At 68.8% G+C, this 24,009-nt stretch carries 24 protein-coding genes; 20 read left to right on the top strand and 4 right to left on the bottom strand.

Going from position 1 to position 24,009, the window contains the following annotated elements; translation table 11 throughout:
- Positions 1–133: 133 nt before the first annotated feature.
- Positions 134–2,074 (bottom strand): Stk1 family PASTA domain-containing Ser/Thr kinase, encoded by a 1,941-nt coding sequence (gene pknB, locus ACJJV7_RS05665; protein WP_405372647.1) that lies wholly within the window; start codon positions 2,072–2,074, stop codon positions 134–136.
- A gap of 70 nt (positions 2,075–2,144) precedes the next feature.
- Complete coding sequence (locus ACJJV7_RS05660) at positions 2,145–3,359, bottom strand: LysM peptidoglycan-binding domain-containing protein (RefSeq protein ID WP_405372648.1); 1,215 nt, start codon at positions 3,357–3,359, stop codon at positions 2,145–2,147.
- Between the two features lie 194 nt (positions 3,360–3,553).
- Here ACJJV7_RS05660 and ACJJV7_RS05655 point away from each other — a divergent pair, with 194 nt between their 5' ends.
- Positions 3,554–3,898: an Rv2175c family DNA-binding protein gene (locus ACJJV7_RS05655; RefSeq protein WP_405372649.1), complete on the top strand. Its 345-nt coding sequence runs from the start codon at positions 3,554–3,556 to the stop codon at positions 3,896–3,898.
- A gap of 28 nt (positions 3,899–3,926) precedes the next feature.
- Here the strand turns inward: ACJJV7_RS05655 and ACJJV7_RS05650 are convergent, their stop codons facing one another.
- Positions 3,927–5,027 carry a polyprenyl synthetase family protein gene (locus ACJJV7_RS05650; RefSeq protein WP_405372650.1) on the bottom strand — a complete coding sequence of 367 codons (1,101 nt, stop codon included), beginning with the start codon at positions 5,025–5,027 and terminating at the stop codon, positions 3,927–3,929.
- Positions 5,028–5,087: 60 nt separating this feature from the next.
- Here ACJJV7_RS05650 and ACJJV7_RS05645 point away from each other — a divergent pair, with 60 nt between their 5' ends.
- The 19 genes from ACJJV7_RS05645 (at position 5,088) to ACJJV7_RS05555 (ending at position 23,511) form a co-directional block, all read left to right on the top strand.
- Positions 5,088–5,465 (top strand): DUF3040 domain-containing protein, encoded by a 378-nt coding sequence (locus ACJJV7_RS05645; protein WP_405372651.1) that lies wholly within the window; start codon positions 5,088–5,090, stop codon positions 5,463–5,465.
- Positions 5,466–5,702: 237 nt separating this feature from the next.
- Entirely contained in the window at positions 5,703–6,134 is a 432-nt protein-coding gene (mraZ, locus tag ACJJV7_RS05640; RefSeq protein WP_405372652.1) for a division/cell wall cluster transcriptional repressor MraZ, read from the top strand.
- Positions 6,135–6,234: 100 nt separating this feature from the next.
- Positions 6,235–7,194, top strand: coding sequence for a 16S rRNA (cytosine(1402)-N(4))-methyltransferase RsmH (gene rsmH, locus ACJJV7_RS05635; RefSeq protein ID WP_405372653.1), 960 nt, complete (start codon positions 6,235–6,237; stop codon positions 7,192–7,194).
- Positions 7,191–7,778, top strand: coding sequence for a hypothetical protein (locus ACJJV7_RS05630; protein WP_405372654.1), 588 nt, complete (start codon positions 7,191–7,193; stop codon positions 7,776–7,778). Before rsmH ends, ACJJV7_RS05630 begins: the two co-directional genes overlap by 4 nt.
- A 5-nt stretch (positions 7,779–7,783) precedes the next feature.
- Positions 7,784–9,595: a peptidoglycan D,D-transpeptidase FtsI family protein gene (locus tag ACJJV7_RS05625; protein ID WP_405372655.1), complete on the top strand. Its 1,812-nt coding sequence runs from the start codon at positions 7,784–7,786 to the stop codon at positions 9,593–9,595.
- A 30-nt stretch (positions 9,596–9,625) separates the two neighbouring features.
- Entirely contained in the window at positions 9,626–11,038 is a 1,413-nt protein-coding gene (murF, locus tag ACJJV7_RS05620; RefSeq protein ID WP_405372656.1) for a UDP-N-acetylmuramoyl-tripeptide--D-alanyl-D-alanine ligase, read from the top strand.
- Complete coding sequence (mraY, locus tag ACJJV7_RS05615) at positions 11,035–12,144, top strand: phospho-N-acetylmuramoyl-pentapeptide-transferase (protein WP_405372657.1); 1,110 nt, start codon at positions 11,035–11,037, stop codon at positions 12,142–12,144. Before murF ends, mraY begins: the two co-directional genes overlap by 4 nt.
- Complete coding sequence (gene murD / locus ACJJV7_RS05610; protein WP_405372658.1) at positions 12,141–13,682, top strand: UDP-N-acetylmuramoyl-L-alanine--D-glutamate ligase; 1,542 nt, start codon at positions 12,141–12,143, stop codon at positions 13,680–13,682. The genes mraY and murD overlap by 4 nt, the downstream gene beginning before the upstream one ends.
- Complete coding sequence (ftsW, locus tag ACJJV7_RS05605) at positions 13,633–14,850, top strand: putative lipid II flippase FtsW (RefSeq protein WP_405372659.1); 1,218 nt, start codon at positions 13,633–13,635, stop codon at positions 14,848–14,850. The genes murD and ftsW overlap by 50 nt, the downstream gene beginning before the upstream one ends.
- A 9-nt stretch (positions 14,851–14,859) precedes the next feature.
- On the top strand, positions 14,860–15,933 hold the full coding sequence (locus ACJJV7_RS05600; protein WP_405372660.1) for a UDP-N-acetylglucosamine--N-acetylmuramyl-(pentapeptide) pyrophosphoryl-undecaprenol N-acetylglucosamine transferase: 1,074 nt from the start codon (positions 14,860–14,862) through the stop codon (positions 15,931–15,933).
- Between the two features lie 62 nt (positions 15,934–15,995).
- Positions 15,996–17,393: a UDP-N-acetylmuramate--L-alanine ligase gene (gene murC, locus ACJJV7_RS05595; protein ID WP_405372661.1), complete on the top strand. Its 1,398-nt coding sequence runs from the start codon at positions 15,996–15,998 to the stop codon at positions 17,391–17,393.
- Between the two features lie 2 nt (positions 17,394–17,395).
- Complete coding sequence (locus ACJJV7_RS05590) at positions 17,396–18,439, top strand: FtsQ-type POTRA domain-containing protein (protein ID WP_405372662.1); 1,044 nt, start codon at positions 17,396–17,398, stop codon at positions 18,437–18,439.
- 156 nt (positions 18,440–18,595) lie between these two features.
- Positions 18,596–19,756, top strand: coding sequence for a cell division protein FtsZ (gene ftsZ / locus ACJJV7_RS05585; protein WP_405372663.1), 1,161 nt, complete (start codon positions 18,596–18,598; stop codon positions 19,754–19,756).
- Between the two features lie 13 nt (positions 19,757–19,769).
- Positions 19,770–20,456 carry a YggS family pyridoxal phosphate-dependent enzyme gene (locus ACJJV7_RS05580; RefSeq protein ID WP_405372664.1) on the top strand — a complete coding sequence of 229 codons (687 nt, stop codon included), beginning with the start codon at positions 19,770–19,772 and terminating at the stop codon, positions 20,454–20,456.
- Positions 20,457–20,489: 33 nt separating this feature from the next.
- Positions 20,490–20,936, top strand: coding sequence for a cell division protein SepF (locus tag ACJJV7_RS05575; protein ID WP_405372665.1), 447 nt, complete (start codon positions 20,490–20,492; stop codon positions 20,934–20,936).
- A 4-nt stretch (positions 20,937–20,940) separates the two neighbouring features.
- Positions 20,941–21,243, top strand: a complete 303-nt coding sequence (locus ACJJV7_RS05570) for a YggT family protein (protein WP_405372666.1) — start codon at positions 20,941–20,943, stop codon at positions 21,241–21,243.
- 132 nt (positions 21,244–21,375) lie between these two features.
- Positions 21,376–21,996 (top strand): DivIVA domain-containing protein, encoded by a 621-nt coding sequence (locus ACJJV7_RS05565; RefSeq protein ID WP_405372667.1) that lies wholly within the window; start codon positions 21,376–21,378, stop codon positions 21,994–21,996.
- Positions 21,997–22,040: 44 nt separating this feature from the next.
- Positions 22,041–22,586, top strand: a complete 546-nt coding sequence (lspA, locus tag ACJJV7_RS05560) for a signal peptidase II (RefSeq protein ID WP_405372668.1) — start codon at positions 22,041–22,043, stop codon at positions 22,584–22,586.
- Between the two features lies 1 nt (position 22,587).
- Complete coding sequence (locus tag ACJJV7_RS05555) at positions 22,588–23,511, top strand: RluA family pseudouridine synthase (protein ID WP_405372669.1); 924 nt, start codon at positions 22,588–22,590, stop codon at positions 23,509–23,511.
- Between the two features lie 6 nt (positions 23,512–23,517).
- On the opposite strand, the gene ACJJV7_RS05550 is transcribed toward ACJJV7_RS05555, so the two are convergent.
- Complete coding sequence (locus tag ACJJV7_RS05550) at positions 23,518–23,991, bottom strand: NUDIX hydrolase (protein ID WP_405372670.1); 474 nt, start codon at positions 23,989–23,991, stop codon at positions 23,518–23,520.
- Between the last annotated feature and the right edge of the window lie 18 nt (positions 23,992–24,009).

The following is a 24,009-nucleotide window of genomic DNA, read 5'->3' as shown; positions in this document are numbered from 1 at the left end:
GGGCGGTCGGCGGCGCCGGTCGACCCCGACGCTCCCCTGTGTCGCCGCGCGGCACAGGGGAGGCCGCGCCGGCAGAATCGGGTCAGCCGGTCACGCAGTGACTCGGGTCAGCCGGTCATCGCAGTGACTCGGGTCAGCCGGTCAGGCGGAGGGTCAGGGACACCTCGGTGCCGCGCGCACGGTTCTCTCCCGCGCCCGGGTCGGACGACTGCACCTCGGTGAGCGCGTTCGGCACGGCGTTCCAGAAGCCCTGATACGCAGGCGTGAAACCGGCGTCACGGAGCCGCTGTGCGGCATCCGACAGCGTCAGCCCGGCGATGTCGGGGATCGGGAAGAGCTGCGGTCCCTTGGAGACGACGAGCCCGACTTCGTCTCCCGGACGCCACGAGCCGCCACCGGGACGGTCGCCGATGGCGATGACCACGCCCGCGTCGACGGAGTCGGAGAACTCCTCGGTCGAGGCGACGGTGAGGTCTGCATCCTCGAGGGTGCGCGTGGCGTCCTCGAGCGTCCGATCGGTGACGTCGGGGAGGGGACCGAGCGAGACGCGAAGCTCCGCCTCGGTGCCCTCGAGAACAGTGCACCCTTCGGTGCACTCGGTGGGCTCCGCCTCCGACCCCGGCGCCGAGACGAAGACGCGCACGACATGGTCGGCGTCATAGCTCGTGAAGAACGTGTTCCGCTGCGCGACGTCGATGTTGGCTTCGCCCAGAATCCGTTCGACCTCGGCGACGGGGCGGTCCTGCAGTGTCGGCAGGTCGGTGCTCGCGGGCCCGGCGGAGATCTCGACCGTGACGCGCGAGTCCCGGTCGAGCCGTTCGCCTTCACCAGGCGTCGTGCCGAGCGCCTCGCCCTCGGGGACGTCGAGACTGTTGACCTTCGCCTCGACGGCGATGAGCGCGTTCTCTGCGAGCCGGCTCTCGGCCTCGTCGAAGGTCATTCCCGACACATCCGGCACCGGCGTGAGCGATCCGGGTCCGCTGCCGAACCACCAGCCCGCGCCCGCGGCTCCTGCGGTCAGGAGGAGGACCAGTGTCAGAAGCCAGACGCCCTTCGTCGCGTTGCGGCGCGATCTGGCGCGCAGGCGGGTCGTGTTGTCGACCTCGGTGGTGACGCTCGGAGCGGTAAACGTCCCCGGCATGACCCGCGTCATCTCGTCGGAGTCGAGGACATCGTCGACGACGACCGACGGGCCCGCAGGGGTCGATCGCACGACCTGCGGGAAGACGCCGAGTTCTTTCTCGATCTCGCGGAACCGATCCAGCATCTCGCGTGCATCGGTGGGACGGTCGTCGGGGTCGCGCTCAGTGGCCCAGAGGACCAGTTCATCGAGCTGCTCGGGGACGCCAGGGTTCTTCACACTCGGACGGGGCACGGAGTGCGTGGCGTGCTGATAGGCGATCTGCATGGGCTGCTCGCCCTTGTAGGGCTGTTCGCCGGTCAGCATCTCGTAGAGCATGATGCCGAGTGCGTAGATGTCGCTGCGCGCATCCGCCGTTCCGCGGGTGACGAGCTCGGGCGCGAGGTAGGCGATCGTCCCGAGGAGCATCTGACCGGTGGCGGTGTTGGCGCTGGTCGCCCGCGCGAGTCCGAAGTCGCCGATCTTGATTCGGCCGTCCTCGGCGAGCAGGACGTTCTCGGGCTTCACATCGCGGTGGACGATCCCGGCCCGGTGCGCGGCGGCCAGGCCGGACAGGACGGCGTCCATGACCGTGACCGTCTGCGGCAGGGTGAGCCGACGCTGCTCGCGGACGAGTTCGCGAAGGGTGATACCCGGCAGGTACTCCATGACCAGGTAGGCCATGTCGCCGTCCTGACCCTGATCGAAGACGTTGACCACGTGCGGGTCCGCGAGCCGAGCGGCCGAGCGGGCCTCCTGGATGAAACGGTTCTGGAAGACGGTGTCGTCGGAGAGGTGGCCGTGCATCACCTTGAGCGCCACACGGCGCTCCAGGCGGAGGTCGGTGGCCACGTACACCGTGGCCATGCCGCCCCGAGCGATGCGGGCGCGCACCCGGTACCGGCTGTCGACCAGACGGCCGATCAGCGGGTCGGTCTGCTGGCTCGTGCTCACGATCAGAGTCTACGGAGCCGACGCCGTGAGACTCCGGAGCGGCTCACCGCTCGAGGGGGGCAATCGCGCCTCACCCGTACTGTTCTAGCCACCGGTAGGCGTGCGTCTCCCACAGGCCGTAGCGATCGGGGTGGGCGGAGATCTGCACGGCCTGCGCGGCATCAGCGAAGGCCATCGACTCCCATCCGGAGATGTCGAGGAGTCCTCGGGTGTCGGTGCCGTTAGGGTCGCTCGCGCCGCCGAAGAACGCCGCGGCCGCGCGCCGCGGATCGCGGACCTGGTCCGGCGTTCCCCAGCCGGTGCTCGGGCGCTGCTGGAACAGTCCGAGCGAGTCGCGATCGCCCCAGTCGAGGTTGCGGATCCACGATTCGACCATCGCCGTCGACAGTGCGACCGCGATCCCCTTGTCGGAGACCCCGCGGCTGCGCCCCACGTCGATGATCGTCCGGGCATTGGCGATCTGCTCGGCGTCGAGCACGACGTCCGCGGGTGCCACCTCGCGGCCGGCGGCCGCCGCAGCGGGAGCCGCCGCAGCACCGGGGACCCGCAGGATCTGACCGGGATAGATGATGGACGACGCGTCGAGGCCGTTCGCGGCCAGCAGCCGGGTCACGCCGACGTCGTGGCGGGCGGCGATGGCCCACAGCGTGTCTCCGGCGCTCACGGTGTGCGTCGTCGCGCCCGCGGCGGGCGACGGCGCAGGGGAGGGTGTCTGCACTGCCGACCGCTCGGCGCGAAGAGCGCCGGTGACCGACAGCTTCTGCCCCGGGTGGATGACCGTGGAAGCGCCGAGGTCGTTCGCCGCCGCGAGGTCCGCAACGGTGATGTCGTGGCGAGCGGCGATCGACCAGAGGGTGTCGCCCGCGCGGACGGTGTACGCCGCCGCACGAGGCCGTTCGGCCTTCTTCGCCGCGGCGGGCTGTGACGGGGTGCTGCCGAGGCGGAGCACATCGCCCGGGTGGATCACGGAGCGCCACGAGAGGTCGTTCCAGACGAGCACGTCGGCTGTCCGAAGTCCATGGCGCGCGGCGATCGCGCTGATCGTGTCGCCGTAGGCAACCGTGTAGGTGCGGATGTGCGACGAGGCGGCGGGGATGCCGACGACGACCTCTTCGGGAGGAGTCTCCGTCCGCTCGGGAGCGTCTGCCCTGACAGGGGAGGAGTCGGAGCGTTCCGAGGCGACGGCAGGGGTGACGGGGGAGGCCAGGGAGAGGGCGATGGACCCGATGATCACGGGCGCGGTCAGGGCGCCCGTCAGGGCAGGGGTCGCGTCGTTTCGTCGCACAGGTGTTCCTTCGTGTGATCCCCAGAAGCATCCGACCCCAGTCGGCATTCCCGCCACACGCTGTCACGGATGAATACCGGTGTCAACTGATGTCGACTCCTGTGAAGGGTGTGACAGGAGAGGCCCGTGAGGTGTCGGGATATTCGGAACGAGCGGCTGACGCAGACCGAAACGCGGGGTGGAATAGTAGGTACGTGACCACAGACACGCCCTTCCCCACCGACTGGCTGAGCCTTCCCGAGATCGTCGAGCTGACAGGCGAGCCGCTCGGACGAGTGCGCCGCATGCTCGACGAGCATCAGTTGGTCGCCTCCCGTCGACTCGGTTCGCCGCGCGTGCCCTCCGTCTTCTTCATCGACGAGGCTCCGATCCCCTCCCTCCGCGGCACGGCGATCGTGCTGAAGGATGCCGGATTCTCGGACGACGAGGTGATCGACTGGCTACTGGCTTACGAGGACCAGATCGGCGTCGCCCCCATCGAAGCCCTTCGTGCGGGACGCAAGGCGGAAGTCCGTCGCGTCGCGCAGACTCTCGCCTGACGGGAACGGCGCGATCCGGCAGCGCCGCTCAGGCGCGTCGAACCGTGGCCGCCCGTGCGAGGTCGCGGAGGTCGCCGACGGCGGCGTTGCCGAGGGGTGCGCCGCGGAGCGCCCGATCGGCCTCGGCCGCCCAGGTGGAAATGTGCTCCTCCACCCGCAGCAGGGCGCCGGTGTCGGTGATCGTCTGCTGGAGCGATGCGACCTGGTCTGCGGTGAGCTCGGAGTCGCCGATCAGCTCGTCGAACACGCGGCGTGCGCCGGTCGCGAGCCGTTCGCGGGTGTAGGCGATCAGAAGAGTGCGTTTGCCCTCTCGGAGGTCGTCTCCGACCGGCTTGCCGGTTTCCGCACTGTCGCCGAAGACGCCGAGGACGTCGTCCCTGAGTTGGAAGGCGAGTCCGATCGGGTGCCCGAAATCGCTCAGCGAGCCGTATTGCTGAGCGGAGGCGTCTGCGAGGGTCGCACCGAGCAGGAGGGGGTGCTGCACGCTGTATCGCGCGGACTTCAGCGAGGCGATCCGAAGGGCTCTCTCGGCATGAGCGTCGTCGGGTACGGCGACGTGCGCCGATTCCTCGGCGACGTCGAGGAACTGCCCGATCGTCACCTCGCGACGCATGCGGGCATACTCCCGTCGAGCCGCCGCGGCGATCCTGGGCTCGATGCCCGCTTCGAGGCCTTCCTCGAGCAGGTCGTCACTCCACGCGACGAGTAGGTCTCCGAGTAGGACGGCGGCGGAACGGCCGAACGACGAGGCGTCGCCTGCCCAGGATGCCGCGCGGTGCCGGCCTTCCCATGCGCGGTGCGCCGCGGGCTGTCCACGCCGGGTGTCGGAGTTGTCGATGATGTCGTCGTGTACGAGAGCCGCGGCGTGGAAGATCTCGAGGGCGGCGGCCGCGGCGACGGCGGCGGGGGGCAGCTCGGCAGGGACTTTGCCGTCCGCGGTCGCGGTGGCGCGCCATCCTGCGAGAAGGAACCGGGCACGAAGGCGCTTGCCGCCCGTGACGGCGACACCTCCCGATTCGACGAGGGCGGACGCCTCCGCACCGAGGTCGGCGACGAGGGTTCGCTGCTCCTCCAGGAACCTCTCGACTCGCTGGGAAACGGTCGCGATCGGAGAATCAAGGGAGGACACGGGCCTAGCCTAGTGATCACGCGGACGCGTACACTTGAGAGACCGAACCGAGGGGGATGCATGCCGCTGTCAGAGCAGGAGCAGCGTCTGCTGGACGAGATGGAACGCCATCTCATGCGCAACGACGCCGATGTGGTGAGCGCCGACCGCGGAGCCAACACCCTCAGCTACCGGAACATCGTCTACGGCTCGATCATCGTCCTGCTGGGCATCGCTGGTCTCGTCGTCGGCGTCGCGTCGTCGTTGATCGTCATCGGCGTCGTGGCCTTCGTGATCATGGTCGGTGGAGTCGTGCTCGCGTTCACTCCGACCCGCGGATCGGCCGCGACCGCTCGGACGGAGTCCACCGGAAGCCGGAAGCCGGCTCCCGCCCGTTCATCGTCTTCGTTCATGGATCGCATCAACGACCGGTGGGACAAGCGCAACGACGATCGCTGAGGATTTTCCTCCACCGCCCTCCACCAGATGAGCACCGACCTCCGGGTCGGTGCTTTTTTGCGTTAACGGCCTGCTTTTCCGCGGTCGATTCGTCGACGGCCGTCTTCGCGTTCTCGCGGGCGCGACGGCGGGGGGAGGACGCGGGCGGCGTTCGCCCAGCTTGTGCTCGTAAAGTGGAGGGAAGTGGAGTAAAGTGGCGCTCACCTGAGTGGGCCGAACGAAGGGGGGCGACCAGACATGTTGCTGGGCACGCACACCCCCAAACTCGACGACAAAGGTCGCGTCATCCTCCCGGCGAAGTTCCGGGACGATCTCGGCTCCGGCGTCGTCATCACCCGAGGTCAGGAGCGGTGCCTCTACGTCTTCAGCTCCGCCGAGTTCGAGCGCGTCTACGAGCGGATCCGCGAAGCCCCGCTGACGAACAAGCAGGCCCGCGACTTCCAGCGCATGTTCCTCTCCGGAGCGAGCGCGGAGAAGCCCGATTCCCAGAGCCGGATCACGATCCCTCCCCACCTCCGCACCTACGCCGATCTCGGTCGCGAACTCATCGTCACGGGCGTCGGCGCGCACGCCGAGATCTGGAACGCGGAGGCGTGGAACGCCTACTCGGACAGTAACGAGGACGTCTACTCCGACATGGAGCAGGAGGTGATTCCGGGACTCTTCTGACCCTCGACTGTGACTCCCAGCCGCTCGCCCTGACGCACTTCCCCGGCGCCAGGTCGAAGCGGATGGGGATCAGGGTCGAGGGAACGGATCCCCGTTCATCATGGCTCTCGACGACATCCACACCCCCGTCCTGCTCGACCGCTGCGTCGAGCTGCTCGCTCCCGCGCTCCAGCGCGACGACGCCGTCGTCGTCGATGCGACCGAGGGCATGGGCGGTCACTCCGAGGCGCTCCTCGAGCGCTTTCCGAATGTCTCGCTCATCGGACTCGACCGCGACACCGACGCCCTCCGTATCGCGGGGGAGCGACTTGCGCGCTTCGGCGACCGTGTGTCCCTCGTGCACACCGTCTACGACGGGATCGGCGACGCCATCAGGTCGACCGGTCGCCGGAAGGTCGACGGCATCCTGTTCGATCTGGGGGTCTCGTCCTTCCAGCTCGACGAGGCCGAGCGAGGGTTCGCCTACTCGCAGGACGCGCCCCTCGACATGCGCATGGATCAGACCGCCGAGGTCACCGCTGCCGAGATCGTCGCCACCTACGGCGAGGGCGATCTGCGCCGCATCTTCGAGCGGTACGGCGAGGAGAAGCTCGCCGGACGCTACGCTCGCGCGATCATCGCGGCCAGGCAGCAGAAGCCGCTCCTGCGGTCGGCTCAGCTCGTCGAGGTGCTCATCGCCGCAACGCCCATGGCGGTGCAGCGCGAGCGCAGCGGTCACCCTGCGAAGCGTGTCTTCCAGGCTCTCCGCATCGAGGTCAACCGCGAACTCGCCGTGCTCGAGACGGCTCTCCCCGAGGCCCTCGCCGTCCTGCCCGTCGGCGGTCGGATCGTCGTGATGTCGTACCAGTCGCTCGAAGACCGACTGGTCAAGCGTGTTCTCGCCGACGCCACGTCGTCGACGGCTCCGGCAGGGCTCCCGATCGAACCGGTCGAGCACGCCGCCAAATTCCGACTCCTCGTGAGGGGTGCCGAAGTGGCGTCCGATGAAGAGAAACTCCGCAACCCCCGCGCCGCCTCGGTGCGTCTGCGTGCGGCCGAACGTGTGAGGGAGGCGACATGAGCGCTCCAGCCCTGGACATGCTGATCGCTGCACAGCCTGCCGAGCGACCCGGACAGGGACGCGACCGCCGGCTGCGGGCTGTGCCGGCGGGTCTTCCCCGCCGCCGTCCCAAGCTCATCTTCGGCGTGATCGCGCTGGCCGGTGCGCTGTCGATCGGCGCCGCTCAGATGGCGCTGTCGATCGCGACGACGCAGGGTGCCTACGAGGTCCAGACCCTGACCTCGCAGCAACGGCAGGCGACGTGGGACAAGCAGATCCTCCAGGAACAGGTCGACGGCCTCAGCTCGCCGCAGTTCCTCGCCGCGAACGCCTCGGCCCTCGGCCTCGTCGCCGGGGGAGACCCCAACTACCTGAAGCTCAGCGACGGCTCCACCCTCGGCGAGGGCAAGGGCGCGCCGGATCGCTCGAGCGTCCAGGCCCTGTCGCGCGCCGCCGTCGACAACGCGCTCGTCAGCGGTGTGCCGCTGGTCACGGACCCCGAGGCCAGCCTCGAATCGAGCGTGTCCGTCGATGAGAAGCTCCTGCTGGATACGCCGACACCCCCGGCGATCACCGACGGACTTCCCACCCCGACCACACACTGAAAGACATGACGACACGCGCAACCCGAAGCCCGCGACGTCGAACGGTGGTCGCTCTCGCCGTCGTCCTCGTCGTCCTCACCGCCTTCGTCATCCGGCTCGTCGACATCCAGGTCGTCAATGCCGACCAGCATGTCAGCGACGCCCGCAGCAAGGGCATGTCGAAGACCACGGAGCTCTCTGCCGTCCGTGGCGACATCGTGGATGCCGAGGGCACCCCGCTCGCGACGAGCACCATCCTCTACGACGCCGCGATCGACCCGTCGCTCGCGGTCAAGGGCCTGCCGGCTCGCGACGAGGAAGGCAAGATCATCCTCGACGCGCAGAAGAAGGTCGTCCGGATGACGTGGGACGAGCTGGCCCCTCCGATCGCGAAGATCCTCGACAGGGACGTCGATGAGGTCCGGGCCATCGTCTCCGATGCGAATGCGCTCGATCCCAAGGATCAGTTCGAGTACCTGGGGCGATACCTCTCCACCGCGCAGTTCCGGGCCCTCGCCGACCTCGCGTATCCGTTCGTGCAGTTCGAGGACCACCCGTCGCGGGCCTACCCGAACGGCGCCGTCGCGGGAAACCTGCTCGGCTTCGTGGGGAGCGACGGAAAGCCTCTCGAGGGGTTCGAAGAGGTCCAGAACTCGTGCCTGTCCGGTGCAGCCGGCAGCATCAGCTACCAGCGCGGCGCCGACGGCGTCATCATCCCCGGCACCGCCATCGAGGAGCCCGCCGTCAACGGCGGCACCCTGAAACTCACGATCGACGCCGATCTGCAGTGGTACATGCAGCAGCTCATCGCCGAAGAGACCGACCGGTACAAGGCGGACTGGGGCGGCATCATCGTGATGGAGACCGCGACCGGCAAGATCCGCGCGATGGCGGAGACCCCGACGGTGGACCCCAACGATCCGGGCGCCAGCGAGCCCGAGGATCGCGGCTCTCGTCTGCTCCGGTACTCCTACGAGCCCGGCTCCACGTTCAAGCCCGTCACCGCGGCCACCGCGATCGAGCAGGCCGGCGTCACGCCCGGCACCACCGTGACTGTGCCGGACCGCATGGTCTTCCCGAACGGCGCCGTCGTCAACGATTCCGAGAACCACGCGACCGAGAACCTGACCCTCACGGGAGGGCTCGTCACCTCTTCCAACGTCGCGATGTCGCAGTTCGGCGAGATGGTCGATCCGCAGGTGCGCCACGACTACCTGGAGAAGTTCGGGGTCGGCCAGCCCTCCGGTCTCGCCTGGCCGGGCGAGCCCGCCACCACGCTGCACCCCGCCGACCAGTGGGACAGCCAGACGCTGTACACGACGACGTTCGGTCAGGCGTTCACCGTCACGGCCGCACAGGTCGCGAACGTCTACCAGACCTTTGCGAACGACGGCGTGAAGATGCCCGCGACGCTCGTGGAGTCCTGCACCAAGGCCGACGGCACCGTGATCACGCCCGATCTCCCCGAGCCCGAACGCGTCATCGAGAAGAAGACCGCCGACGAGGTGTCGCAAATGCTCGAGAACGTCTTCGCCCAGGGGACTCTCGCGGAGGACATCGCGATCCCGGGCTACCGCATGGCCGGCAAGACCGGCACCGCGCAGGTGTCGGACGGCAAGGGCGGGTACAAGCCGAACCTCTACTTCACGTCCCTCGTCGGCTACGCCCCGGCGGATGATCCGCAGTATGTTGTCCTGACGGTCTTCGACGAGCCCAAGAAGCAGCGCATGTCCTCGGCCAACCGCTCGGTGTTCACGAAGGCGATGACGCAGGTGCTCACGCACTACCGTGTCACGCCGTCCGGATCGGAGACCCCGCTCCTGCCCGTCAACGGCTGACCCGACCGAGCGCACGAGGAGAACACCCGAATGATCCGGATGACGCTTGCCGAGGTGACCCATGCCATCGGCGGCACCCTCCACCTCCACGACTCCGACACCGTCGACACGGTCGTGGACGGTGTTGTCGACACCGACTCCCGTGAGATGACGCCCGGATCGGTCTTCGTCGCCAAGCCCGGTGACGTGACCGATGGGCACCTGTTCGTCGGCGCAGCCGTCGAGGGGGGCGCCCGGCTCGCCGTCGTCGAACGCATCGTGCCGGCAGCCGTGTCGCAGGTCGTCGTCTCCGATGTCGTCGCCGCGCTCGCGTCGCTGGCCCGAGTCGTGGTCGCCCGGGTCCGGGAAGGCGGACGACTCCGCGTCGTCGGCATCACCGGCTCCAACGGCAAGACCACGACCAAGAATCTGCTCGCCCGCGTTCTTCAGGAGGAGGGCGAGACGGTCGCTCCTCGAGCCTCGTTCAACAACGAGGTGGGCGCGCCGGTCACGATGCTCCGGGTGACCGAGGAGACCCGCTTCCTCGTGAGCGAGCTGGGCGCGTCACGTCCCGGCCGCATCGCCGAGCTCGCCGGTCTCATCGAGCCCGACGTCGGGGCTGTGCTCATGGTCGGTCTCGCCCACGCGGGTGGCTTCGGCGGAGTCGAGGCGACGCAGAAGGCCAAGCAGGAGCTCGTCGAAGCGACGCGCGCCGGTGGCGTCGCCGTGCTCAACGCCGATGATCCGCGCGTCTCGGCGATGGCGGATGCCGCTGCGGCGCGCGGCGTCGCGGTCCGCTGGTTCGGTCGTTCCGCGCAGGCCGACGTCCGCGCCGAGGACGTCGAGGTGACGGCATCCGGCACCGTGTCCACCGTCGTGATCGGGGAGCGCCGGATGCCGCTGCGGCTCCAGGTGCTGGGTGAGCACCACGTGATGAACGCCCTCGCGGCGGTCGCGATCGCCGAAGTGCTCGGTGTCGACCCCGCAGACGCCGTCGCGCGCCTCGAGACGGTCGAGATCGCCGAACGCTGGCGAATGCAGCCGCTCGGCTCCGACCGCGTCCGCATCATCAACGACGCCTACAACGCGAGTCCCGACTCGATGGCGGCCGCCCTTCGGACCGTGGCCCAGATCACGACGCCCGGCCAGCGCAAAGTCGCTGTGCTCGGCGCTATGAGCGAGCTCGGTGAGCAGGCCGGTGAGGAGCACGACCGGATCGGGCTCCAGGCCGTTCGCCTCCGGTACGAGCGCATCGTGGTCGTCGGCACCGCCGCCCGACGCCTTTACCTCGCCGCGATCAGCGAAGGGTCGTGGGACGGCGAGGCCGTCTTCTTCGAGACCGCCGACGAGGCCTTCACCTACCTTCAGACAGAGCTCAGAGACGGCGACCGCGTCCTGGTGAAGTCGTCCAACTCCGCCGGGCTCCGGTTCCTCGGCGATCGTCTGGGAGAATCGTTCTCGTGAGATCACTGCTTGTAGCTTCGACGATCTCGTTGTCGTTCACCCTGCTGCTGACCCCCCTGTTCATCCGTCTGTTCCAGAAGATCGGCTGGGGTCAGGTCATCCGCACGCCGGAAGACGCGCACAACCCGAGTCATCACGCCAAGCGCGGCACGCCCACCATGGGCGGGATCGTCTTCATCCTCGGCACGATCGTCGGCTACTTCGCCGGGACGCTGACCGGCGGCACCGCGCCCACGGTCTCGGGTCTTCTCGTGCTCTGGATGCTGGTGGGCTTCGGTGTCGTCGGGTTCATCGACGACTACATGAAGGTCCGTCAGCAGCGGAGTCTCGGCTTGTCGGGGTGGCGGAAGATCGTCGGTCAGGTGGCGGTGGCTGTGCCTTTCGGCATCATGGCGCTCAACTTCCCGAACGCCTACGGCGAGACCCCCGGGTCGCCGTACATCTCCTTCTTCCGCGACATCCCCACACTCTCCTTCATGGCGCTCGGCGCGATCGCGGGCTGGATTCTCTACCTCGCCTGGATCTCGTTCATGTCGGTCGCGTGGTCCAACGCGTCGAACCTCACCGACGGGCTCGACGGTCTCGCGACCGGCGCCGGCATCTTCACGATCTCGGCCTACAGCCTCGTGACGTTCTGGCAGCTCCAGCAGCGCTGCCACTCCACCGCTCTCGTCGCCGACTACACGGCCGCCTGCTACGACACCCGCGACCCGATGGGCCTCACGATCGTCGGCGCCTCGTTCGTCGGCGCTCTCATCGGCTTCCTCTGGTGGAACGCCCCGAAGGCGAAGATCTTCATGGGCGATGTCGGGTCGATGGCGATCGGCGGCGTCATCGTCGCGATGGCAGTGCTGAGCCGCACGCAGATCCTCGCGGTCATCATCGCCGGTGTCTTCATCATCGCTCCGGCATCCGTCATCCTGCAGCGGTATTACTTCAAGGCCACCGGCGGCAAACGGTTGTTCCTCATGAGTCCCTTCCACCATCACCTCGAGATGCGCGGGTGGCCCGAGATCACCATCGTGGTCCGCATGTGGCTGATCGCCGGCATCCTCGCGATCTTCGGCGTCAGTCTGTTCTACGTCGGATGGCTGGCCGCCGTATGAGTGCTCCGATCGACTCTCTCACCTCCTGGCATTCCGACTGGTCGGGGCTCCGCGTCGCCGTGCTCGGTCTGTCGATGACCGGGTTCTCCGTCGCCGACACCCTCGCCGAGCTCGGCGCGGAAGTGCTCGTCGTGACCGAGGAGACGTCCGATGAGTACGGCAGGCTCCTCCCCGTCATCGGCGCCGACCTCTGGCAGGGCCCTCTCGACGTCGTCCCTCCGGCCCTCGTCGCGTTCGCTCCGGACGTCGTCATCGCCTCGCCCGGCTTCGCCCCTCATCACCCGGTCGTGTCGTGGGCGCGAGAGCGAGGGGTCGCGGTTTGGGGCGACATCGAGCTCGCCTGGCGCGTCAGGGACAAGGTGCCCCGCGCCGACGGAACGCCGGCCGACTGGGTGCTCATCACCGGGACCAACGGCAAGACGACGACGACACAGCTGACCGCCACCATGCTCGTCGCGGGGGGCCTCCGCGCCGCGCCGTGCGGCAACATCGGCGTGCCCGTCCTCGATGCCGTCCGCGACCCCGCCGGTTTCGACGTGCTCGTGGTCGAGGTCTCGAGTCACCAGCTCTGGTACCTCGGGCTGCAGGCCGGCGCCGACCAGGTGTCGCCGCACGCCAGCGTGTGCCTCAACCTCGCCGAGGATCACCTCCAGTGGCACGGGTCTTTCGACGCCTACCGGGACGCCAAAGCCGTCGTCTACAACCGCACCCGCGTCGCCTGCGTCTACAACAAGAGCGACATCGCGACGCGCGAAATGGTCGAGGACGCCGAAGTCATCGAAGGCTGCCGCGCCATCGGCTTCGACCTCGGCGTGCCCGGCCCCAGCGACCTCGGCATCGTCGACGGCATCGTGGTCGACCGTGCGTTCCTCGAGGAACGCCGAACCAACGCGCTCGAGCTGACCACGATCGACGACCTGTCGGCATCCGGACTCGCAGCCCCCCACATCGTCGCGAACATCCTTGCCGCCGCCGCCATCGCGCGGTCTTTCGACGTCGCACCGGCGGCGATCCGCGATGCGCTCCGCGACTTCCGCCTGGCATCGCATCGCATCGAGGTCGTCGGAGCTGCGGGCGGGGTCACCTGGGTCGACGACTCCAAGGCCACCAACCCGCATGCCGCCGCCTCATCCCTGGCCGCCTACCCCGGCGCCGTCTGGATCGTGGGGGGACTCCTCAAAGGCGTCGACATCACCGATCTGGTGAAAGCGCGGGGCGGGTCGGTCAAGGCGGCCGTCGTCATCGGCATCGAGCGCACCGAGATCATGGCGGCGTTCGCACGACACGCGCCGACGGTGCCGGTGTTCGAGGTCGATCACACTCAGACTGAGGACGTCATGACCGAGGTCGTCGCCCTTGCAGCGAGCGTCGCCCGTGACGGAGACGTGGTCCTCCTCGCTCCGGCAGCGGCATCGTTCGATCAGTTCGACTCGTACTCCGATCGTGGCCGTCGGTTCGCCGACGCCGTGCAGGAACGAATCGGGAGGGATGCCGGTGACCTCGACGACCGACCGTCCGCTTCCGACGGACCCCGCTGACCCGGGCAGGGGATTCACCGCTCGGGTGAACCTCGGCCGGGCGTTCACGCCGGTTCCGAGCGAGTTCCTCCTCATCGCGTCGACGGCACTGATCCTCACGATCTTCGGACTCGTGATGGTGTTGTCGGCGACCATGGCGACATCGGGCGAGGGGGGTCCCTTCCAGACCGTCATGAGACAGGGAATGTTCGCCGTCCTCGGTGTTCCGCTGATGTTCGTCTTCAGCCGGCTCCCGGTGGCGTTCTGGAAGCGGATCGCTTGGATCGCGCTCGGAGCGGCGCAGGCATTCCAACTCCTCGTCTTCACGGGCCTCGGCTACGAGTTCGACGGGAACCGCAACTGGATTTCGATCGCCGGGGTCCAAGCACAGCCATCGGAGTTCCTGAAGCTGGCGTTCGCCCTGTGGCTCGGCTACGTCCTCTACCGGAAGCAGACCCTGCTCGGTCTGTGGCGCCACGTGTTCATTCCCGTGGTTCCGGTGTCGGCGATGGTCATCGGCTCCGTCGTCGCGGGCAAGGACCTGGGAACGGCCATGGTGCTGGTGCTCATCCTGCTGGGGGCCCTCTTCTTCTCCGGCGTCAAGCTGCGGCTGTTCATCATCCCCGTGATCCTCGCGGTGGTCATCGTCGCTTACCTGGCGATCTCGAGCCCCAACCGCATGGCGCGAATCGCGAGCTTCCTGAACCCGAACTGCATCGACGACTACCTCACCTCGTGCTACCAGCCCCTGCACGGCATCTGGGGGCTCGCCAGCGGTGGCGTCTTCGGCCTCGGACTCGGCAACTCGCGGGAGAAGTACGCGTGGCTGCCTGCGGCATCCCACGACTACATCTTCGCGATCGTGGGGGAGGAGCTCGGGCTCATCGGCTGCGTCGTGGTCCTCGCCCTGTTCACCCTGTTCGCGATCGGCGCCTTCCACGTGATCCGCAAGACCCACGACCCGTTCATCCGGATCGCCGCCGGTGGCATCACGGTGTGGATCGTCGGTCAGGCTCTCATCAACATCGGCGTCGTCCTCCGCGTCTTCCCGGTGCTCGGCGTGCCCCTGCCGTTCATGTCTCAGGGTGGAACGTCGCTCGTATCCGTGCTGATGGCGTGCGGTGTGCTCCTCGCCTTCGCCCGCACCCTGCCGAGCTCACAGCCCGTCGCCGTCGCGCCGCGCCGTTAGGCTTTTCCGGTGACGACGTACCTTCTGGCCGGCGGCGGGACCGCAGGCCACGTGAACCCTCTGCTCGCCGTCGCGGACGCGATCATCGCCCGCGACCCGGAGTCGACCGTCCTCGTCCTCGGCACCCGGGAAGGGCTCGAAGCCCGGCTGGTGCCGCTGCGCGGCTACGAGCTGCTCTTCGTCGACAAGGTCCCGTTCCCTCGGCGGCCTGACGCTGCGGCGCTCCGCTTTCCGAAGCGGTTCAGCCGGGCCGTGTCGCAGGTCCGCGCCCACCTCCGCGGCCGCGGAGTCGACGTCGTGGTCGGGTTCGGCGGGTACGCCTCCGCACCGGCCTATGTCGCCGCGCGCCGCGCCCGGGTGCCGTACGTGGTCCACGAGGCCAACGCGAAGCCGGGCCTGGCCAACATCCTCGGCGCACGGGGAGCGGCGGCATCCGGTGTGGCGTTCGAAGGAACCCCGCTCCGTGGTGCGGAGGTCGTCGGGATGCCGCTCCGCCCCGAGATCATGTCGCTCGATCGGGATGCGCTGCGCGCCGAGGCCGCTGAGGCGTTCGGGCTGGACGGATCTCGACCCGTTCTGCTCGTGTTCGGCGGGTCGCTCGGGGCCCGCCGCATCAATGAGGCGTTCGCCGGCGCGTGGCCCGCTGCCGTCGAGGCGGGCTGGCAGATCCTCCACGCCGTGGGCGAGCGCAACGACCTGGTCGACCCCCGTGATCCCTCGTATCGCGTGGTGCCCTACATCGACCGGATGGACCTCGCGTTCGCTCTGGCCGATGCGATCGTCTCCCGCTCGGGCGCGGCCACCGTCAGCGAGATCAGCGCGCTCGGCATCCCCGCCGTCTACGTGCCCTACGCGGTCGGCAACGGCGAACAGGCCCTCAACGCGGCGTCCGCCATCCGGGCGGGCGCGGCGGTGCTCATCGACGACGCGGCCTTCACCTCGGAGCGCGTGCGCACCGACGTCGTGCCGCTGCTGCGTGACGACGCCGCCCTCGCGCGCATGCGTTCGGCGGCGTCGCATGTCGGAACCCGTTCCGGCAGCGACAACGTGCTGCGTTTGATCGACCGCGCCCTCCAGCGCTGACGGGCGACGCGACAGCGCGCCTCGGCGACGGGGTGACCGCGCCGATCTAGACTTGGTGCGCCATGATTCGACCCGATCTCACGCTCCCGATCCCCGCGGACATCACCGCCGCCCACTTCATCGGGATCGGCGGTTCCGGGATGTCGGGACTCGCCGGAATGTTCCTCGACCGCGGCATCCGCGTGTCGGGGTCCGACCGATCCGACAGCGCGGCCATGCGCGGCCTCGCCGCCCGAGGCGCCGCCGTGCACGAGGGCCATGCGGCCGAGAACCTGCCCGACGACGTCGACGCGGTCATCTTCACCGGTGCGATCTGGCCCGAGAACCCGGAGTACCTCCTCGCGGTCGACCGCGGTGTGCCTGTCCTGCACCGGTCGCAGGCGCTGCACTGGCTGGTCGGCGGACGCCGGCTGGTGAGTGTCGCCGGCGCGCACGGCAAGACGACCTCCACGGGGATGATCGTCACGGCGCTCCGCGCGGCAGGCGCCGACCCCACCTTCGTCAACGGCGGCGTCATCGCCTCGCTCGGCGTCTCGAGCGGAACGGGCTCCGACGACCTCGTCGTGATCGAGGCCGACGAGTCCGACGGCTCATTCCTGCTCTACGACACCGCCGTCGCCCTCATCACGAACGTCGACCCCGATCACCTCGACCACTGGGGCTCCCGTGAGGCCTTCTACGACGGCTTCGTGCGGTTCGCGGATGCCGCTCGCGAGGCCGTGGTCATCTCGGCCGACGATCCGGGCGCACGCGCCGTCGCAACCTCGCTGACCCATCGACGCGTGGTCAGCTTCGGCGAGTCGGCATCGGCCGATCTCCGCGTCACCGACATCGTCACCGAAGGCCCGGTGTCGTTCACGCTTCACCACGACGGGGTGTCGGCCTCGGGCCGGCTGGCCGTGCCGGGCGCCCACAACGCGATCAACGCCGCGGGGGCCGTGGCCGTCCTCGTGACGCTCGGCTACGACCTCGAGGCCGCTCTGCGCGCCGTCGAGGAGTTCGGTGGCACCGTCCGGCGGTTCGAGCTGCACGGCATCCGCTCGGGGGTCAGCGTCTACGACGATTACGCGCATCACCCGACCGAGGTCGCCGCAGCGTTGTCCGCCGCTCGCACCGTCGTGGGTGAGGGGCGGATCATCGCGCTCCACCAGCCCCACACCTATTCGCGGACCCAGGCGATGTACCGGGAGTTCGCTGACGTGCTCGAGACGTTCGCCGACCACACGGTCGTGCTCGACGTCTACGGTGCCCGGGAGGACCCCGTCCCGGGCGTGACGGGCGAGCTCGTCAGCGGCGCGTTCGCCGACCCCGAGCACGTGCACTTCGTGGCCGACTGGCAGCAGGCGGCCGATTACACCGCATCTGTCGCACGGCCGGGCGACTACGTCATCACCCTCGGCTGCGGCGATGTGTACCGGATCATCCCGCAGGTCCTCGATTCGCTGGGCACGGAGGACTGACGATGCGACGGCCGTCTCCGCTGCCGTCGACGCCCGGTGGGGCTCCGCCGCGCGCGCCGAGACCGACGCCGGCGGCTCCACGAGAGGCGGAGAAGCCTCCCGCCTCGTCCGTCCGCTCCACCGCAGCCGACGAGACCGTCCCGCTCGATCCCCTCGAGGAGGCGAACGCGTCGCACGCCTCGTTCGCGGCCTACCTCCGAACGGATGCCGGAGCCCCGCCCGCCGAGGCCCCTCCCGCGGCCGACGAGACCGGCGATGCGAGATCGGCTGATCGGGCCGAGGAGCGCGCGATCGGCATCCGCGACGTCTGGGCCGCCGCCCGAGCCCGCCGGCGGGCCCTCCGCCGCGAGGTACGTCGCTTCACGGCGCGCCAACGCCGTCGACGCAATGCTCTCCTCATCTCCGTCGGGGCGGTCCTCGCCGTCGCGCTCGGGGCGGTGGGTCTCGCCTACAGTCCGCTGTTCGCGGTTGATCGCATCACGGTGGTCGGCACTGACCGCCTCGACCCCGATGCCGTCGCGGATGCGCTCTCGAGTCAGCGCGGGACACCGTTGGCCCTCGTCGACTCGAGCGCGGTCAAAGAGGCCCTGGTCGGCTTCCCGCTGGTCGAGACGTACTCGCTCGAGGCGCGCCCGCCCCAGGAGCTGATCGTGAGGATCGTCGAGCGCACACCGATCGGCTCGCTGTCGTCGAAAGCAGGACACACGCTCGTCGACGCGGCCGGTGTCGCTCTCTCGACCACGAAGGACGCGCCGAAGGGGTTCCCGACCCTCGAGATCGACGGCGGTGCCGGATCGCGGGCGTTCCTCGCCGCCGGCTCCGTCTACCGCTCGCTCCCGGACGATCTGCGCGCCCGGGTGACGGCGATGTCGGCCACGACGCCCAACGACGTCACGCTCTCGATCGACGGCGCCGACGTCCTCTGGGGCGGCACCGACAACCCCGTGGAGAAGGCCGCCGTGCTCCGCGCCGCGATGATCGCGAGCCCTCCCGAGGACGTCGAGATGTACGACATCTCGTCGACCGACGCAGCTGTCATCCGCTGACTTCTCATTCGATTGTCACGACACGCCCGCCGCCTTGGGGGAGTGTCGCCGACGCGCGCCTACGTTCGGAATCAGGAATTGCATACCGGGCAATTCTTTAAACCTCTGGTTGAGGTTGAAGGTTTACCCCAGGGTGCGGACGATACGGAGGCCGGCGTGAGCCAGAACCAGAACTACCTTGCAGTCATCAAGGTCGTTGGCGTGGGTGGTGGCGGTGTCAACGCCGTCAACCGCATGATCGAGCTCGGCCTGCGCGGCGTCGAGTTCATCGCCGTCAACACCGATGCCCAGGCGCTGCTCATGAGCGACGCCGACATAAAGCTCGACGTGGGCCGCGAGCTCACTCGCGGACTCGGCGCCGGCGCCGATCCCGAGGTGGGCCGTCGCGCTGCCGAGGACCACGCGGAGGAGATCGAAGAGGCTCTCGCGGGTGCCGACATGGTCTTCGTCACGGCGGGCGAGGGCGGCGGCACCGGCACCGGTGGCGCTCCCGTCGTCGCGCGCATCGCCAAGTCCATCGGCGCGCTCACCATCGGTGTGGTCACGAAGCCGTTCTCCTTCGAGGGGCGTCGCCGCCAGACCCAGGCCGAGACCGGCGTGGCGAAGCTCAAGGAAGAGGTCGACACCCTCATCGTGGTGCCGAACGACCGCCTCCTGGAGATCAGCGACCGCGGCATCTCGATGATCGAGGCCTTCGCCACGGCCGACCAGGTCCTCCTGGCCGGTGTCCAGGGCATCACCGACCTCATCACGACCCCGGGTCTCATCAACCTCGACTTCGCCGACGTCAAATCGGTCATGCAGGGCGCGGGCTCGGCGCTCATGGGCATCGGTTCCGCCCGCGGCGCGGACCGTGCGATCAAGGCCGCGGAGCTCGCGGTCGAATCCCCCCTCCTCGAGGCCTCCATCGAGGGTGCGCACGGTGTGCTGCTCTCGATCCAGGGTGGCTCGAACCTCGGCATCTTCGAGATCAACGACGCCGCTCAGCTCGTCAAGGAAGCCGCACACCCCGAGGCGAACATCATCTTCGGTACGGTCATCGACGACACCCTCGGCGACGAGGTGCGCGTGACGGTGATCGCCGCCGGCTTCGACGGCGGCGAGCCCGAGAAGAAGGTCGAGCCGATCACAGCGTCGCGTCCTGCGAGCGCCCCGGTGCTGCCGCCGCTGCCCGCAGACACCGTCGCCCGCGACCTCGCTGCGGCCGAGTCGGCCGCTCCGCGCGAATCGGTGTCCGTCTCGGCGCCGTCCTCGAACACCGAGTACGACTCGGCGTTCGGCGACGACGACCTCGACATCCCCGATTTCCTGAAGTAATCCGCGGCACCCTGTGGACCTGCGATCGCGGCTCGCCGACATCGATGCGCGCATCTCGGATGCCGCTCGGTCGGCGGGCCGTGATCCGTCTGCGCTGACGCGCATCGTCGTGACCAAGTTCCACCCCCTCGACCTCGTCGAGGAGCTGGCCTCCCTCGGTGTGCGCGACGTCGGCGAGAACCGTCAGCAGGAGCTCACCGCGAAGAAGGACGCCGGGCCCGGCATCCCGGTGAGGTGGCATTTCATCGGGCAGGCGCAGACCAACAAGGCTCGCGCCATCCGGGCAGCCGCGGACGCCGTCCATTCGGTCGATCGCATACGTCTCGCCGACGCTCTCCACGCGGCTCGGCCGGAGGGTGACGAGGATCCCCTCGACGTCTTGCTGCAGATCAACCTCACCGACGACGCCGGCCGGGGCGGAGTCGCAGAGGCGGACCTCCCCGCGTTGGCGGAGCACGTCGCGGCATCCTGCCCGTCGTTGCGGCTGCGGGGAGTGATGGGCGTGGCTCCCCTCGATGAGGCCCCGGCATCCGCGTTCGCGCGGCTTGCCCGCTTCTCGGACACCGTCACCGGCATCGTGCCGGATGCCGATTGGATTTCCGCCGGAATGACCGGCGATTTCGTCGAAGCGATCGCCGCAGGTGCGACACACCTGCGGATCGGTTCGGCAATCACGGGCCCTCGGCCCGTGCACGGATAGCCTCGTCCTAGACGAGCAAACGGAGGATGCGCGATGTCGAACCCGCTGAAGAAGACCATGGTGTACCTGGGCCTCGCCGATGAGGAAGAGGTCTACGAGGAGCCGGCTCCGCGCCGCGAGAAGCAGGTCGAGAACAAGACCGCTCCCGTGACGCCGATCCACCGCCCCGCCGTGGTCCGCCAGGTCGCACCGTCCGCGATCAGCGAGATCGTCACCGTGCACCCCAAGCAGTACCGTGACGCGCAGTCCATCGCCGAGAACTTCCGCGACGGCATCCCGATCATCATCAACCTCTCGCAGATGAGCGACGCCGACGCGCGGCGCCTCATCGACTTCGCGAGCGGCCTGTCGCTGGGCCTCTACGGGCGCATCGAGCGCGTGACGAGCAAGGTCTTCCTGCTGTCGCCGGAGAACGTCGCTGTCTCGGGCGAGGGGGCGATCGCTCAGGGCGACGCCGACTCCGCTCCGTTCACCCACTGACGTCGTGCAGATCGTCGGCTTCATCGCCGGAATCCTCAACGCGCTGCTCCTGATCTATGTGCTGTTCCTCCTGGCGCGTCTGATCCTCGAGTACATTCCGATGTTCAATCGGGAATGGCGTCCGCGAGGCTTCGGTCTCGTGCTCGCAGAGGTGGTCTTCACCGTCACCGATCCGCCGTTGCGTTTCTTCCGCCGCATTCTCCCCCCGCTCCGCTTGGGGCCCGTCGCGCTCGACCTGGGATATCCCGCCACGATGCTGACGTGCTTCGTGCTGCTGTCCATCACGCAGGTGCTCAGCCGACTGTGATCCACCGTCGGGTCTGCCCCGCTGCTCGTCGCGCCCGCAACGGCGTCGGACTATGCTGGCGGGGTACGGCTCGCGACTTGCGGGTCAGTCGATGACCGGCCCGCCTCTAGAGCCATGAAAGAGGAAAGATCCATGCCTGTGACTCCTGAAGACGTCGTCACCAAGCAGTTCGAGAAGGTTCGCTTCAAAGAGGGCTTCGACCCGGACGAGGTCGATGACTTCCTCGACGAGATCGTCGTCGAGTGGCGCAAGACCATCGCGGAGAACGAAGAGCTGAAGGCGAAGCTCGCCGCGTACGAGTCCGGTGAGACTCCCGCAGCTGCCCCCGTCTCCGAGCCTGCCGAGGACGAGGCCCCCGTTGCCGACGTCGTCGACGACGTTCCCGCTGACGCTCCCGCCCAGGTCGAGGCTCCCAGCGAGCCCGCCGTGGCTCCCGCCGCCGCCTCCGCCGGCATCATCGAGCTGGCTCAGCGCCTGCACGATGAGCACGTCGCCGAGGGCAAGGCGCAGAAGGAGAAGCTCGTCTCCGAGGCTCAGGCCGAGGCCGACGCCATCCTCAGCGAGGCCCGCAACAAGGCCCGCGACGAGATGACCCGCCTCGAGAACGAGCGCGGCACCCTCGAGGGTCGCATCAGCGAGCTCCGTCAGTTCGAGCGGGACTACCGCATCCAGCTGCGTGGGTTCATCGAGGAGAAGCTCCGCGACCTCGATGTCGCCGGCACCTCGGGCGCGACGCCGATCTCCGCGTCCTGACGCCACAGATCTTGTCGAGCCGAACGTCCGCTCCGCGGACGCCAGTGCGCGCTGCAGCGGCCGGCACCACCATCGCGATCCTCGCGGTGCTGGTGCTGGCCGCTGATCAGTTCACCAAGTACCTGGCCCTTCGCGACCTGCCGTTCCAGCAGGCCGTGCCAGTGCTGGGCGACTTCTTCCAGCTGTACCTGACGCGAAACCCCGGCGCGGCGTTCTCCCTCGGCGAAGGGGTCACGTGGGTGTTCACCCTCGTGCTCGCGGCCGCGGCGATCACGGTCGTCGTCCTCGGCGTCCTCCGGGTCAGGTCGAGAGCCTGGGCGATCGTGCTCGGGCTCCTGCTCGGGGGCATCCTCGGCAACCTGACCGACCGGCTTCTTCGGGATCCCGGTTTCCTCGTCGGCCACGTCGTCGATTTCATCCACACGCCGTGGATGTGGCTGTGGTTCCCGTCGGCCATCTACAACATCGCCGACATCTTCATCGTCACCATGATGATCTCGGTTGCGGTGCTGGTCCTCTTCGGCATCCGCTTCGACGGCACTCGCGAGCACAGCGAACCGGCGGAGGAATCCGCCGACGCGGCGGCCTGACATGCCCTCCCGCACGTTCCCCGTACCCGACGGGCTCGACGGCGTCCGCGTGGATGCGGCGTTGGCCAAGCTGCTGGGCTTCTCCCGCACCTTCGCCGCCGACGTCGCCGAGGCCGGCGGCGCCGTGCTCGACGGGCGCACCCTCGGCAAGTCGGACAAGCTCGTCGGCGGAGGCTGGCTCGAGGTCAGCTGGGAGGACAAGCGCGGCCCCGAGATCGTTCCGATCGCCGTGCCCGATCTCGGCATCGTCCACGACGACGACGAGATCGTCGTGGTCGACAAGCCGACCGGTGTCGCGGCCCACCCGTCGCTGGGGTGGGAGGGTCCGACCGTCGTCGGTGCGCTCGTGGCTGCCGGTTTCCGCGTCGCCACGTCCGGCGCCCCGGAGCGGCAGGGCGTGGTGCACCGCCTCGACGTCGGCACGAGCGGGCTCATGGTGGTCGCGAAGACCGAGCGCGCGTACACCGCGCTGAAGCGCGCGTTCAAGGAGCGCGAGGTCGACAAGGTGTATCACACGGTCGTCCAGGGGCACCCCGACCCGCTCGTCGGCACGATCGACGCGCCGATCGGACGTCACCCGAACCACTCGTGGAAGTTCGCCGTCACGCCGACCGGCAAAGATTCCGTCACGCACTACGAGACGCTGGAGGCGTTCCCGGGGGCGTCGCTCCTCGAGGTGCACCTCGAGACGGGGCGCACCCATCAGATCCGCGTGCACATGGCCGCGCACCGGCATCCCTGCGTCGGAGATCCGCTCTACGGCGCCGATCCGACGGTCGCCCAACGACTGGGGCTCACCCGGCAGTGGCTGCACGCGCACGAACTGTCGTTCGCGCACCCGGCCACGGGCGACCTCGTCACCTTCCGATCGCCGTACGCACCCGATCTCGCCGCCGCCCTGGAGATCCTCCGCGGCGACGCCTGACCGCTCTCAGCGGCCGCCGGTGAAGGAGGCGGGATCGTCCTCGGCGAGCGCCAGAGCGATCTTCCTGACGTGGGTCTGGTCGACGTCGACGAGCTCGCCCAGCCCGTACCAGCCGACCTCGGTCAGCTCACCGTCGGCCGGGTGCGGCTCGCCCGAGACCCACTCGCAGCGGAAGACGAGATCGAGGTAGTCGACCTCGTCGCCGTTCGCGTAGACGATCCGGGGCACCTGCTGAACGTGCGCAAGGCGGGTGACCTTGACTTTCACCCCCGCCTCCTCGAGGCATTCCCGAGCGGCGGCGTCCGCCGGCTCCTCGCCGGGGTCGACGATCCCCGACACCGGCTGCCACGAGCCGTTGTCGGCGCGCCGACCGATCAGGACCTTCTCGTCTTTGAAGACGATCGCCGTGACGCCGACGAGGGGCAGGGGAGCGGTGCCGATCTTCTCGCGCAGGGCGAGGACGAATTCCGGGGTGGCCATTGCGCCAGCCTATGCGGA

Origin of the sequence: Microbacterium sp. Ld4 (assembly GCF_045066555.1) — a bacterium.
GTDB lineage: Bacteria > Actinomycetota > Actinomycetes > Actinomycetales > Microbacteriaceae > Microbacterium.
This window is presented reverse-complemented; position numbering and strand designations above follow the sequence as displayed.

Bases quoted from the DNA above. Each gene is read 5' to 3' on its own strand.
- murD (WP_405372658.1), top strand. From the start codon at position 12,141: ATGAGTGCTCCGATCGACTCTCTCACCTCCTGGCATTCCGACTGGTCG.
- murF (WP_405372656.1), top strand. From the start codon at position 9,626: ATGATCCGGATGACGCTTGCCGAGGTGACCCATGCCATCGGCGGCACC.
- ACJJV7_RS05645 (WP_405372651.1), top strand. From the start codon at position 5,088: ATGCCGCTGTCAGAGCAGGAGCAGCGTCTGCTGGACGAGATGGAACGC.
- ftsW (WP_405372659.1), top strand. From the start codon at position 13,633: ATGCCGGTGACCTCGACGACCGACCGTCCGCTTCCGACGGACCCCGCT.
- ACJJV7_RS05575 (WP_405372665.1), top strand. From the start codon at position 20,490: ATGTCGAACCCGCTGAAGAAGACCATGGTGTACCTGGGCCTCGCCGAT.
- ACJJV7_RS05555 (WP_405372669.1), top strand. From the start codon at position 22,588: ATGCCCTCCCGCACGTTCCCCGTACCCGACGGGCTCGACGGCGTCCGC.
- mraZ (WP_405372652.1), top strand. From the start codon at position 5,703: ATGTTGCTGGGCACGCACACCCCCAAACTCGACGACAAAGGTCGCGTC.
- ACJJV7_RS05630 (WP_405372654.1), top strand. From the start codon at position 7,191: ATGAGCGCTCCAGCCCTGGACATGCTGATCGCTGCACAGCCTGCCGAG.
- ACJJV7_RS05590 (WP_405372662.1), top strand. From the start codon at position 17,396: ATGCGACGGCCGTCTCCGCTGCCGTCGACGCCCGGTGGGGCTCCGCCG.
- ACJJV7_RS05625 (WP_405372655.1), top strand. From the start codon at position 7,784: ATGACGACACGCGCAACCCGAAGCCCGCGACGTCGAACGGTGGTCGCT.
- ACJJV7_RS05550 (WP_405372670.1), bottom strand. From the start codon at position 23,991: ATGGCCACCCCGGAATTCGTCCTCGCCCTGCGCGAGAAGATCGGCACC.
- murC (WP_405372661.1), top strand. From the start codon at position 15,996: ATGATTCGACCCGATCTCACGCTCCCGATCCCCGCGGACATCACCGCC.
- ACJJV7_RS05565 (WP_405372667.1), top strand. From the start codon at position 21,376: ATGCCTGTGACTCCTGAAGACGTCGTCACCAAGCAGTTCGAGAAGGTT.
- rsmH (WP_405372653.1), top strand. From the start codon at position 6,235: ATGGCTCTCGACGACATCCACACCCCCGTCCTGCTCGACCGCTGCGTC.